12 protein-coding genes and 1 pseudogene are annotated in these 11,636 nt (G+C 66.4%); 7 read left to right on the forward strand and 6 right to left on the reverse strand.

Annotated features, from left to right (window positions below):
• From ACIQ2E_RS07730 to ACIQ2E_RS07740, 3 genes and pseudogenes are all read left to right on the forward strand, one after another.
• Positions 1-197 (forward strand): annotated as a pseudogene (locus tag ACIQ2E_RS07730) (glycosyl transferase); the annotation flags it as partial.
• Positions 194-1,366 carry a glycosyltransferase gene (locus ACIQ2E_RS07735; protein WP_398328513.1) on the forward strand — a complete coding sequence of 391 codons (1,173 nt, stop codon included), beginning with the start codon at positions 194-196 and terminating at the stop codon, positions 1,364-1,366. The pseudogene ACIQ2E_RS07730 and the gene ACIQ2E_RS07735, both read left to right, overlap by 4 nt.
• Positions 1,363-3,771 carry a UvrD-helicase domain-containing protein gene (locus tag ACIQ2E_RS07740; protein ID WP_398328516.1) on the forward strand — a complete coding sequence of 803 codons (2,409 nt, stop codon included), beginning with the start codon at positions 1,363-1,365 and terminating at the stop codon, positions 3,769-3,771. The genes ACIQ2E_RS07735 and ACIQ2E_RS07740 overlap by 4 nt, the downstream gene beginning before the upstream one ends.
• Here the strand turns inward: ACIQ2E_RS07740 and ACIQ2E_RS07745 are convergent, their stop codons facing one another.
• Positions 3,772-4,656 (reverse strand): sulfotransferase family protein, encoded by an 885-nt coding sequence (locus tag ACIQ2E_RS07745; RefSeq protein WP_398328519.1) that lies wholly within the window; start codon positions 4,654-4,656, stop codon positions 3,772-3,774. It abuts the gene before it with no gap.
• Between the two features lie 45 nt (positions 4,657-4,701).
• Between ACIQ2E_RS07745 and ACIQ2E_RS07750 the strand changes: the two genes are divergently transcribed.
• Entirely contained in the window at positions 4,702-5,568 is an 867-nt protein-coding gene (locus ACIQ2E_RS07750; protein WP_398328522.1) for a sulfotransferase family protein, read from the forward strand.
• Here the strand turns inward: ACIQ2E_RS07750 and ACIQ2E_RS07755 are convergent.
• Positions 5,541-6,644 (reverse strand): hypothetical protein, encoded by a 1,104-nt coding sequence (locus ACIQ2E_RS07755; protein ID WP_398328525.1) that lies wholly within the window; start codon positions 6,642-6,644, stop codon positions 5,541-5,543. The genes ACIQ2E_RS07750 and ACIQ2E_RS07755 overlap by 28 nt on opposite strands.
• Positions 6,637-7,446, reverse strand: coding sequence for a 3-deoxy-8-phosphooctulonate synthase (gene kdsA / locus ACIQ2E_RS07760; protein WP_398328528.1), 810 nt, complete (start codon positions 7,444-7,446; stop codon positions 6,637-6,639). The genes ACIQ2E_RS07755 and kdsA overlap by 8 nt, the downstream gene beginning before the upstream one ends.
• A 65-nt stretch (positions 7,447-7,511) precedes the next feature.
• Between kdsA and ACIQ2E_RS07765 the strand changes: the two genes are divergently transcribed.
• From ACIQ2E_RS07765 to kdsB, 3 genes are read left to right on the forward strand one after another with little or no spacing between them, the layout of a single operon-like run.
• Positions 7,512-7,973 (forward strand): HIT family protein, encoded by a 462-nt coding sequence (locus ACIQ2E_RS07765; RefSeq protein ID WP_398328531.1) that lies wholly within the window; start codon positions 7,512-7,514, stop codon positions 7,971-7,973.
• Positions 7,970-8,668 (forward strand): hypothetical protein, encoded by a 699-nt coding sequence (locus tag ACIQ2E_RS07770; protein ID WP_398328534.1) that lies wholly within the window; start codon positions 7,970-7,972, stop codon positions 8,666-8,668. The genes ACIQ2E_RS07765 and ACIQ2E_RS07770 overlap by 4 nt, the downstream gene beginning before the upstream one ends.
• Positions 8,659-9,441, forward strand: a complete 783-nt coding sequence (gene kdsB / locus ACIQ2E_RS07775) for a 3-deoxy-manno-octulosonate cytidylyltransferase (RefSeq protein ID WP_398328537.1) — start codon at positions 8,659-8,661, stop codon at positions 9,439-9,441. The genes ACIQ2E_RS07770 and kdsB overlap by 10 nt, the downstream gene beginning before the upstream one ends.
• 6 nt (positions 9,442-9,447) lie before the next feature.
• On the opposite strand, the gene ACIQ2E_RS07780 is transcribed toward kdsB, so the two are convergent.
• The 3 genes from ACIQ2E_RS07780 to ACIQ2E_RS07790 all read right to left on the reverse strand — a co-directional run.
• On the reverse strand, positions 9,448-10,020 hold the full coding sequence (locus tag ACIQ2E_RS07780) for a KdsC family phosphatase (RefSeq protein WP_398328540.1): 573 nt from the start codon (positions 10,018-10,020) through the stop codon (positions 9,448-9,450).
• Complete coding sequence (locus ACIQ2E_RS07785; RefSeq protein ID WP_398328543.1) at positions 10,020-11,006, reverse strand: SIS domain-containing protein; 987 nt, start codon at positions 11,004-11,006, stop codon at positions 10,020-10,022. Before ACIQ2E_RS07785 ends, ACIQ2E_RS07780 begins: the two co-directional genes overlap by 1 nt.
• A 45-nt stretch (positions 11,007-11,051) precedes the next feature.
• Positions 11,052-11,636, reverse strand: a 585-nt coding sequence (locus ACIQ2E_RS07790; protein WP_398328546.1) for an NAD-dependent epimerase/dehydratase family protein, incomplete at its 5' end; no start/stop codon positions are given.

The following is an 11,636-nucleotide window of genomic DNA, read 5'->3' on the forward strand; positions in this document are numbered from 1 at the left end:
GTGAGAACGGCCGCTTGCTGCCGCTGGATCCGAGCGATCCGGTGTGTGATCTGGCGGCTGGCCTGGATCGGCTGATGGCTGAACCGCACACCCGGGCCCGATTGGGCCAGGCCGCCCGGGCGGTGCTGGAGCGCTTCAGCCCCAGCCGGCAGAGCCAGCGCTTTCTGGAGCTCCTGGATCCGTGGCTGAGCCGATGAGAACGACCCCTCCATCGGCGTTGCGTCTGCTGGTGTTCGCCCCGTCGCGGCGACGGGCTTCCGAAACCTTCATCCGCGCCAACCTGCGCGGCTTGCCCTGCAGCACCACGGTGTATTGCGGCGATGAGTGGCCCTGGCGCGGCCCGCCGTTGCGGCTGGCCTATGGCCTGGCGGTTGGGGTGAGCAAGCTCCTCGATCGCTGCGGCTGGCAGCGGGCGGCCACCTGGTTGCCCAGCCTGGTGGCCGCCTGGATCTGCGTGCATGAGCGCCCTTCGCTGGTCCTGGCGGAGTTCGGGTTTCATGCGGTGCGGATCATGGAGCTGGTGCCAGCCACCGGTCTGCCGCTGGTGGTGCATTTCCGCGGCGCTGACGCCTCCTCCCAGCGTTATCTGGGTCGCCTGGCCCATCGCTACCGGCGTCTCCTCACTCTGGCATCGGCAGTGGTGGTGAAGTGCGAACCGATGGCGGCGCGTCTGCGGCAGCTGGAGCCGCCCCGGCCCTCTCCATTGCCGATGTTGGTGAGCCCCTCGGGCGCCAACGCTGAGTTGTTTGATGGCGGCGAGCCCGCCGCCGCGCCGCCTTGCTTCCTCTCGGTGGGGCGGTTTGTGGCCAAGAAAGGCCCGTTGATCACCCTGGAGGCGTTCGCGATCGCTGCCCGCACCCGCCCCGCGCTGCAGCTGGTGATGGTGGGTGAGGGGCCGCTGCTCGACTGTGCGCGTCGCCGGGCAGTGGAGTTGGGCGTGTCCGAGCGCGTGCAGTTCACCGGGGTTGAACTGCCGCCGCAGATCGCGGAACGCTTGCGCCACAGCCGCGGCTTTGTGCAGCACTCGCTCACCGGTCCGGATGGTGATCAGGAGGGGTCGCCGGTGGCGGTGATGGAGGCCCAGCTCAGTGGCGTGCCCGTAGTAGCCACCCGCCATGCCGGGATCCCGGAGGTGGTGCTCGATGGCCACACCGGTCTGCTGGTTGACGAGGGCGACGGTGCGGCCATGGCGGTGGCAATCGGTCGACTGGCGGATGATCCGGCTCTGGCTGCTCGTCTGGGGGCGGCGGGGCGCGCCCGTGCCTTGAAGCAGTTCACCGTGACCCACCATCTCCAGGCCCTGATGGATCTGTTCCAGCGTGTGGCAGCCACGCCGATCAACAGCAGCGATACCCTGCCTCGATGAGCTTTCTCGCCGGCCTCAACGACGCGCAGCGACAGGCGGTGGACCACCACACCGGGCCGCTACTCGTGGTTGCTGGTGCCGGTAGCGGCAAGACGCGGGCGCTCACCCATCGCATCGCTCATCTGATCGGCCACCACGGTGTGGACCCTGGTGAGCTTCTAGCGGTGACCTTCACCAATAAGGCCGCCCGCGAGATGAAGGAGCGGCTGGAGCTGTTGCTGGCCCAGAAACTCGCGCAGAGCCAGTTCGGCCAGCCCTGGAGCACGCTGCCGCCGGTGGAGCAGCGCCAGCTGCGCTCGCGCATCTATCGCGAGGTGATCAAGGAGCTGTGGATCGGCACCTTCCACGCCCTGTTTGCGCGTCTGCTGCGCTTCGATATCGACAAGTTCCGCGATCCCGAGGGTCTGAGCTGGACGCGGCAGTTCTCGATCTACGACGAGGGCGACACCCAGAGCCTGGTGAAGGAGATCGTGACCCAGGAGCAGGGGCTCGACCCCAAGCGCTTCGAGCCCAAGAAGGTGCGTTGGTCGATCAGCAGCGCCAAGAACCAGGGCTGGATGCCAGAGCAGTTGGAGGCCGATGCAGGCGGCCAGCGCGGCAAGTTGATGGCGGAGACGTACCGGCGCTATCGGCGAGCGCTGGCCGCCAATAACGCGCTCGACTTCGACGATCTGTTGCTGTTACCGGTGCAGCTGCTGCGCCAGAACGATCAGGTTCGCAACTACTGGCACCGTCGCTTTCGTCATGTGCTGGTGGATGAATATCAGGACACCAACCGCACTCAGTACGACCTGATCAAGCTGCTCGTCACCGACGGGCGGGATCCCGATGCCTTCGATGACTGGGAGGGCCGTTCGGTGTTCGTGGTCGGCGATGCCGACCAGAGCATCTACAGCTTCCGTGCCGCCGACTTCACGATCCTGATGGGCTTTCAGGACGACTTCGGGGATGGTGCACCAGACGATGCCACCCGCACGATGGTGAAGTTGGAGGAGAACTACCGCTCCACCGCCACGATCCTGGAGGCGGCCAACGCTTTGATCGCCAACAATTCAGAGCGGATCGACAAGGTTCTGCGCCCCACCCGCGGCGAAGGAGAACTGATCACGCTCACTCGCTGCGACGACGAGATCGCCGAAGCGGAAGCGGTGGTGCACCGCATGCGCATGCTCGATGCTGCCCACCCGGATCTGAGCTGGGGTGATATGGCGGTGCTCTATCGCACCAATGCGCAGTCGCGGGCGATGGAGGAGTCGTTGGTGCGCTGGAGCATCCCCTACATCGTGGTCGGTGGCCTCCGCTTCTACGACCGGCGCGAGATCAAGGATGTGCTCGCCTACCTCAAGCTGCTGGTGAATCCAGCCGACACGGTGAGCCTGTTGCGGGTGCTCAATACCCCCAAACGCGGCATCGGCAAGACCACGATCGAGCGGCTCACGGATGCGGCGAACCAGTTGGGGATTCCGTTGTGGGACGTGGTGAGCGATCCGGAAGCGGTGCGTTCCCTGGGGGGGCGTTCCGCCAAGGGGCTGTTGCAGTTCTGCGAGCTGATCAACGATCTCCAGGCCCGCACCGCTGAGGCGCCCCCCTCGGAGCTGGTGCAGCGGGTGATGGAGCAGAGCGGCTACCTGGCGGAGCTGATCGCCACTGGCACCGATGAAGCGGAAGACCGACGCCGCAACCTCAACGAACTGGTGAATGCAGCCCTGCAGTACCAGGAGGAGAACGAGGAGGGCTCCCTCGATGATTTCCTCGCGTCCGCTGCCCTGGCCAGCGACGCCGACAGCAAGGACACGGAACAGGATCGGGTGACCCTGATGACACTTCACGCCAGCAAGGGCTTGGAGTTCCCGGTGGTGTTCCTGGTGGGGATGGAGCAGGGCCTGTTCCCTAGCTACCGCTCGCTCGAGGATCCCGCTGCTATGGAGGAGGAGCGCCGCCTTGCCTACGTGGGCATCACCCGCGCCAAGGAGCGCCTGTTTCTCTCGCACGCCAGCGAGCGCCGTTTATGGGGTGGCATGCGCGAGCCGGCGGTGCCCTCGGTGTTCCTCTCCGAGTTGCCGGAGGCCCTGGTTCAGGGCGATATCCCCCGCAGTGGCGGTGCCGCCATCCGCCGCGAGCAGCGGCTCGACCGGCTCACTCGCGTCGATCGCGACGACAGCCGCCGCGTACAGGATGGGGGCGCCGCTGGTCAGCCGGCCAATGCGGTGCGACGGCGCCTGGCAGGGTCCGCGGCCAGCAAGACCTGGGCCGTGGGTGATCGGCTGCTGCATAGCTCCTTCGGAGAAGGTCACGTGACCCACCTGTTCGGCAGCGGCGAGAAGATTTCGATCGCGGTGAAGTTTGCGGGGATGGGGCCCAAGATCCTTGATCCACGCTTGGCGCCGATTGAGCCGTTGGTTTGATTAACGCCGGCACCAGCGATGGGCCGTGGGCCAGAGGTTGGCCAGGTCGGCCTCGGGACAGCGTTGCGCAACAGCTGCATAGGTGCCCGCTTGCCAGCGCCCCAGGGCGTCGAGCACATCGTCTGGAACGGTGGTGGTTGTGCGGCTGCGATTCACCTGTTCATCCCAGTTGGGTTCGCGGTAGGGAATCCTCAAGGCGCGGCAGAGTGCGCCATAGGTTTCTGGAGTGAACAGGGTTTCGTAAAAAGCGATGAAGCAATTGCTGAGGCCGAACGCTTCATCAAGCTCGGTCAATGTGCGAGCGTAGTTGCCGCGTAGCTCGGCGCTGGGTGGGCGTTGGCTGGCCAGTCTGCGTAGTGCGGCCACTTCCGTGGCCGCATCGCGCCGACCCGATTTGCGGCACTTCATGCGTTGCTTGGAGATCAACCGTTCAATCGGATCGCGCATCAGAAACACGGGGCAAACCTGGATGCCACGCTGTTCAAACTGCTCGCGAATGCTGCGCAATGCGCTGGCGGGCAAGGCGGCATAGGAGGGGGTGATGTCACCCGTGAGTGCAATGCCGGGTCGTTGCAGGATCGTTTGAAAATAGTTGAAATAGCGGGCCGTATCACCCATCAGCCAACGACGTTTGAGGCTGCGGGGGCCAAGGGTCCAGCGCCTGCTGCGGCCGTATTTTGCGAATGCATCCACGTACAGAACGTCGTGAATGTGATACTCCTTCAGAAAACCAAAGTGCGCGTCATCACGCTGGTGGAGTTGTTGGTGTAGCCAGGATGTGCCGGCTTTCTGTGCACCAACGCCCAGCAGAAAGGTGCCGGCGTCACTGGTGCTGGATCGGGGATCCAGGTTGCATGAATCCGAGAGATGGTCGGGTGCTGGCATCGCTTCAGCCTACGGTTGCAGCCTGGTTGGGATTGTTCCCTGCTTATGGGTCTGCCCAAGTTGCTGTTGATCCGTGGCCTAGGGCATAGCGGCACCACGATTTTGGATCTCGCTTTGGGAGCGCATCCGCAGATCGTGGGTTTGGGAGAAGCCGCGCGCATCCTGGAGAAACCCAGGCCGGGTGAGGAGCAGCGGGGGCCTGCCCGGTTGCGGGCGGAGCTGCGGCACCAGCGGATCTGCACGTGTGGGCTCACGGCGGATCTATGCCCTGTGTGGGGCGAGCTGCTCACCTGGCTGCCCCAGCACGATCACCTGCCTTTGCCCAGCAAGTTCGAACGGCTGATCCAGGCGGTGCAACTCCATGCCCAGCAACAGGCTGAGCCGGTGGAGTGGTTGGTGGATTCGTATCAGGATGACCTGGTGCTGCCGTTCGCCGCGCTGCCGGAGCTGGATGTGCGGGTGCTGTTTCTGGTGCGCGATGTGCGCTCTTGGGTGCATTCCCGGGCCCGCGATGGCCGCAACAAGGGCAAGGCCCTGCCGGCAACCCGTGCCTTCCTGCGCTGGGTTCGCCTGAATCAACGTCTCGAGGCCAGGCTGCGGCAGTGTGGGAAGCCACTGTTCCATCTCGGCTATGAGGAATTGGCGTTGGCGCCGGAGCAGGCCTTGAGCAGTGTGTGCAGCTGGTTGGGGCTGGAGTTCTCGGCCGCGATGCTCACGCCGGGCCCCTGCTCCACCAGCCACATCCTGGCGGGCAATCGCGTGCGCTTCGATCCCACCCGAAGCCGCGCCATTCGCTACGACGCCTCCTGGATGCAGGGCTCTGGCTGGCCTGCCTCCATCGCCATGGGCTGGCCCGGCCTGGCGGCACTCAACCGCCGCCTGGTTTATGCCAACGGCTGGCTCAGCAAGTGACGCAGGGTCTGAGGGTCGCGGTGGTGGGCGAAGCCCCAGTATGGCTCCAGCAGCTGCCGCAGCTGTTGTTGCGTTTGCTCTGGCCCTGAGCCGGACTGCTGCAACAGCTGCTGCAGCGCCGTGCCCAGCCGCTCGCGCTCCTGCCATTCCGCTGCTTCGCGAGCTGCCTGCTCGGCAGTGAGTGCTGAGAGGTCTTGCTGTGCCTGCTGATGGAGCCAGTGGATGGATTTGTTCAGGGCCACGGCGTAGCCCAGGTGCGTGCCGAACGCATTGCTGGCCAGTCCGTCGCTGAGCTCCAGCAGCGTGCGCAGGCTGTCGAGAAACCAGGGGTTGGAGCGGTGGCCGTTGCAGGCCACGATCCAGGAGGGGGGCAGGGGCAGCGCAGGCGGATCCTGCCAATGCCGCAGCCAGATCACGCTGCGATAGCCCTGGCGCTGGCTCAGGGCCTCGACGGCCGCGATGCAGGCCTGGTCATCGCTGTGCCGCTGCACTCGGTCCCAGCTGTGGGCGAGCACCACAAGCAGCGTTTTGCCCAGCTGCTGCCGGCGTTCCGCCAGCTCAGCGTCCTCCAGCAGCGGCCTGGCATAGAGGATCCAGGGCCCGATCGCTTGGGCCGCGCAGCCATAGCGCTCCCGCAGCCAGCGGGCCCGCAGGGGCCCCATGCACAGGTAGCCGCCACGGGCCCAGGGGCGCGGTGTTTCGAACTGTGCCTCCTCAGACACCTTCAAGCCGTGCTCCAGCAGGAAGGGCAGCGGTCTGCCCACTAGGGGCAGCTCCCCATGGCGTTTGAGCTGGATGTCGTGGCCGTAATGGTGGGAGGAGCCTTCCCGTTCGCGCTGGCTTGGGTTGAAAAAGGCCGGTAGGCCAGCGGCGCTCCGGAACTGGCCGCCGCTCCACACATCGGCCACCACCTCGGGGTGCAGCGGCGCCTGTCGCCAGGCCTGCTGAACCAGGCCCCGATAGGCAGCGAGCCCCTGCCACTCGCTGGGTTCGGCCCGCTCCCCGAGGAGCTGTCGCCGCCAGCTGCGTTGGTACCAGCCCAGCTCCCGCCTCAGCCGGCGCCACCGCTCAAGCATGGCTGGGGGCGAGGCTGCTGCCGACGGCGCCGCGGATGTCCAGCAGCTGCCGCAGCAACGGCTCCAGTCGGTGCAGCGGCACCATGTTCGGCCCGTCGCTCAGGGCCTGATCCGGATCGGGGTGCACCTCCATGAACAGGCCGTCCACCCCCACGGCCACGGCGGCCCTGGCCAGGGGTGCCACGAACTCCCGCTGCCCGCCTGTGCTCGTGCCCTTGCCGCCGGGCTGTTGCACCGAATGGGTTGCATCAAAGATCACCGGGCAGCCCAGTGCCTGAAGCTGCGGCAGCCCTCGGTAATCCACCACCAGCGTGTTGTAGCCGAAACTGCTGCCTCGCTCGGTGAGCCACAGGTTCTCCACGCCGGCCTCCCTCAGCTTCTTCACCACTTGCGCCATATCCCACGGGGCGAGGAACTGACCCTTTTTCACGTTGATCACCTTGTCGGTGCCGCGCGTGGCCTCTGCGGCCGCTAGCAATAGATCGGTTTGGCGGCAGAGGAAGGCGGGGATCTGCAGCACATCCACCACCTCGGCCACCGGTGCGGCCTGCTGGCTTTCGTGGATGTCGGTGAGCACCGGCAGCCTCAGCTTCTGCTTCACCTCGGCCAGCACCGCCAACCCCCCCTCCACGCCGGGGCCGCGGAAGGAGCCGCCCGAGCTGCGGTTGGCCTTGTCGTAGCTGGCCTTGAACACGTAGTGAATGCCGAGGCGGTCGGTGATCGCCTTCACCTCCTCCGCCACCTGCAGCGCCAGATCGCGGCTCTCAATCACGCAGGGGCCGGCGATCAGGGTGAGGGGCATGGGATGGAGCCTTACTGTGAGTCAATCCTGTCCCATCAGACTGCCGGGAGCCGGAATTAGGTTGCGTGCAGTCTTGCGGCGTTTGCCACCACCACAGCGACCCCGAGCAGCGGCGTGGGTATGAAATCGGTCGCGACGCTCGCTGGCTGCTGCGTCATCACCCCGATCCCGCGCCCCTGCCCGGTTGGCTGTTGCTGGATTCCGTGCGTCATCTGGGTGGCCCGCTTGAGTTCACCGCTCAGGAAGCCGCGGAGTGGGGGCGGGTTGTGCAGCACGGTTCGCAGCTGGTGCAGCAGCTCAGCGGTTGCGAGCGCGTGTATGCCATCGCCTTTGGCGAGGGTGCGCGTCATCTGCATCTGCACCTGATTCCGCGCTTTGCCGCTGATCCCGACACCGAGGCTTGGCGGGTGGCCGATCTCTATCGGGCCGTGACGCAGGGCCGAGCCGCGGCCGCCGATCCTGCAGCTGTTGCAGCTCTGGTAGGGAGGGGGCGGCCGTTGTGGAGCCACTTACGCTCCCAGTTATGACCCAGCCCATCGCGATCTTCATCGGCTACGACCCGCGTGAACGGGCCTCGACCAATGTGCTGATCGACAGCCTTTATCAACACAGCAGCGTTCCACTGGCGATCACACCGTTGGTGACGCCGCAGCTGGAGGGTCAGGGGCTCTACCGCCGCGAACGGGATCCGAAGCAGAGCACGGCTTTCTCGTTCACCCGCTTTCTGGTGCCCCATCTGATGGGCTATCAGGGCTGGGCAATCTTTATGGACTGCGACATGCTCGCCCGTGGTGATATCGCGGCGTTATGGGCTCAGCGCGATGAGCAGTTCGCTGTGCAATGCGTGCAGCACGAGCATGAGCCCGGCGAAACGGTGAAGTTCCTGGGCGAGGTGCAGAGCGCTTACCCCAAGAAAAACTGGAGTTCGCTGATGCTGCTGAACTGCAGCCGCTGCACGGCACTCAGCGTGGATTACGTGAATAGCGCCACGGGCCTGGAGTTGCATCGCTTCCATTGGCTGGCGGGTGATCACGAGATCGGTGCCCTGCCGGAGGGTTGGAACCATCTGGTGGCGGTACAGGATCCCGCCAAGGCCGATGGCGCGCCGCTGTTGCACTGGACCCTTGGGGGCCCCTGGTTCCGCGAGCAGCGCACCATGGGCGAGGGGCTGGCGGCCGAGTGGTTTGCCGCCCGTGATGACGCCTTTCGTCTGTGGGACTGATGCAGAGCGTTGTTGCTGTTCCGGCTCGATTGGAGTCGAGCCGCTTGCCGGGCAAGGTGCTGGCGGATATCGGCGGCAAGCCGATGCTGCAGAGGGTGCTGGAGCGTTGTGCTGAGGCCACCACCCCGGCGGCGGTTGTGCTTTGCACCGACAGCCAGGACCTGGTGGATCGTGCGGCGGCCTGGGGGTTTGCTGCACTGATCACCAGCGTTAGCTGCGCATCCGGCAGCGAACGGATCGCCTCGGTGGTGGACCAGCTGGTGGCCCGCGCGGGCGGCTCGAGTGCCGACACCCTGATCATCAATGTGCAGGGCGATCAGCCCTTCATCGATCCGCAGGTGATCGAGGCGATGGCCGGTGAATTCGCCGATCGACGCCCCACCCCCGAGGTGCTTACCCCCGTGTATCGGATGGGCGCCGACAAGGTGCACAATCCCAACGTGGTGAAAACCCTGTTGGCCGCCGATGGCCGGGCGCTTTACTTTTCGCGTTCAGCGGTGCCGCATGTGCGCGGAGTGGAGCCGGAGCACTGGCATGTCCACACCACCTATTGGGGGCATGTGGGCATCTATGGCTACCGCGCTGATGTGCTGCAGCGCTGGCAGCAGCTGCCCCATTCACCCCTCGAGCAGATCGAGAAGCTCGAGCAGCTGCGGTTGATCGAGGCGGGTATTCAGATCGGCACCTACCCGGTGGAGGGTGAATCGTTGTCGGTGGACACCGCCGATCAGCTCAAGGAAGCTCGCGCCATTGCTGCCAGGCTGGCGGTCTGAGAGCCATTAGTCGTTGCGGTCGCGCCAGCCTTCGCGGCTCAGCTGCTGCCATTGCCCGTGCACCCGCAGCAGCCGCTCCGCCAGCTCTCGCACCGCCCCGTGACCGCCGGGTCGTAGCAGCACGGCGTCCGCCCGGCGCCGCAGGGGCAGTGCTGCATCGGCGGTGGCCACCAGCAATCCCACCGAACCCTGCAGCGCCAGGTCGTTCACGTCGTCACCCACGAAGGCGATCTGCTCCGGCTCTACGTTGAGTTGCTCCCGTAGGCCAGCCAGGGCGAGCGGCTTGTCTTTGGCCCCCACCAGGCAGTGGCGGATGCCCAGCTGCTGGGCGCGCACCTCGGTGGCGCCGCCGCGGCCGCCACTGAGAAAGGCCACCTCCAGGCCGGCGTGCTGCAGCAGGCGGATGCCCAGCCCATCGCGCACATCGAAGCGTTTGATCAATTCACCCGTCGGGCCATGCCACAGCCCGCCATCGGTGAGCACGCCATCCACATCCAATACCACCACCTTGATCGGATGCAAACGCCGGCGTTGCCACCACCACAGCCAGCACCACCAGAGCCTGCGCAGCCGTTGCATCACGCCAAACCCGCCTGCACCAGATCGTGCAAGCGCAGTAAGCCCTGCATCTGCTGCGCGTCGTTCACCACTGGCAGCACGCCGATTGCCTTGCGGCGATTGCGCTCCATGCAGGCGATCGCGTCGATGGCCAGGGTGGTGGCGGTCACGGTGATCGGGTCAGACGTCATCAGATCCGAAGCCGTGAGCGTGCTCCACTCCGCCGGGCCATGACTTTGCAACGCCCGCCGCAGGTCGCCATCGGTAATCAGGCCTTGGATGCGCCTGGGGTCGCCTGGACTGGCGATCCAGCAGGCGCCCACGCCATCGGCGGTGAGGTGGGCGATCACCTCGGGCAGTGGTGCTGCTGCTGCGAGCGGCTGCAGCCGTGAGGCCGGCACCATCAGATCCGCGGCGGTGAGGGTGAGCTGTTTGCCCAGCGAACCGGCCGGGTGGTTGAGGGCGAAGTCTTCCGGCGAGACACCGCGGCGCTCCATCCACACCGCCGCCAGCGCATCACCGATGGCCATGGCCACCGCCGTGCTGGCGGTGGGGGCCAGGTTGAGCGGGCACACCTCCCGATCCACTGAGCCATCGAGCACCACATCACAGCCGCGGGCCAGGCTGGAGTTCAAACGGCCCACTAGGGCGATGCGAGCGGTGCCCCGGCGTTTGAGATGGGGAAGAATTTCCAGCAGCTCCTGGGTTTCGCCGCTGTTGGAGAGCAGCAGCGTGAGGTCATCCGCCGCGATCACCCCCAGGTCGCCATGCAGGGCATCGAGGGGGTTGAGGTAGATCGCCATCACGCCGATCGAGGAGAACGTGGCGGCGATCTTGCGCGCCACGATGCCGCTCTTGCCCACGCCCGTGATCACGAGCTTGGCCCGGCTGTCGGCGCAGCGATCGAGTAGGGCCAGGGCCTCCTCCACCTGCTCGGGTGCCAGGCGGTCCGCTGTGGCGGCGATGGCGGCGGCCTCTTCCTGCAGGCAACGGGTGAGGGCGGACACGCAGCTGGGGGATGGGTTGGGCTGATTCTCCCCCAGCTCCGGCGCTCAGCCCGCTCGCGAAGCGCAGGCGTAGCCCTCCGGGTTGGCCTGCTGCCAGGCCCAGCCGTCGCGGCAGATCTCCGGCAGGCCGCGGCGGGTGCGCCAGCCCAGTCGTGCGCTGGCCTGCGTGGGATCGGCCACGGTGGTGGCGGCATCGCCGGGGCGGCGCTCCACAAGGGCATAGGGCACGCTGCGACCGCTGGCGCTCTCCAGCGCCCGCACCACCTCCAGCACTGAGTGCCCCTGGCCGCTGCCCAGGTTGAGCGTGAGCAGCTGTGGTGGTTCGCCCAGCAGGGTGGTCAGGGCGGCGGCATGGCCCTCCGCCAGATCCATCACGTGGATGTAGTCGCGTACGCCGGTGCCGTCGGGGGTGGGCCAGTCGCTGCCGAACACCTGCAGCTGCTGGCGCCGGCCCACGGCCACCTGGGTGATGAAGGGAAACAGGTTGTTGGGGATGCCGTTGGGATCCTCGCCGATGCGTCCGCTTGGGTGTGCGCCCACCGGGTTGAAGTAGCGCAGGCTGGCGATGCGCCAGCCGGGCTCGCTGGCCGCCAGATCCGCTAGCAACCGCTCCACTGCCGCCTTGCTGTG

The sequence above is a fragment of the Vulcanococcus sp. genome (genome assembly GCF_044369115.1).
GTDB lineage: Bacteria > Cyanobacteriota > Cyanobacteriia > PCC-6307 > Cyanobiaceae > Vulcanococcus.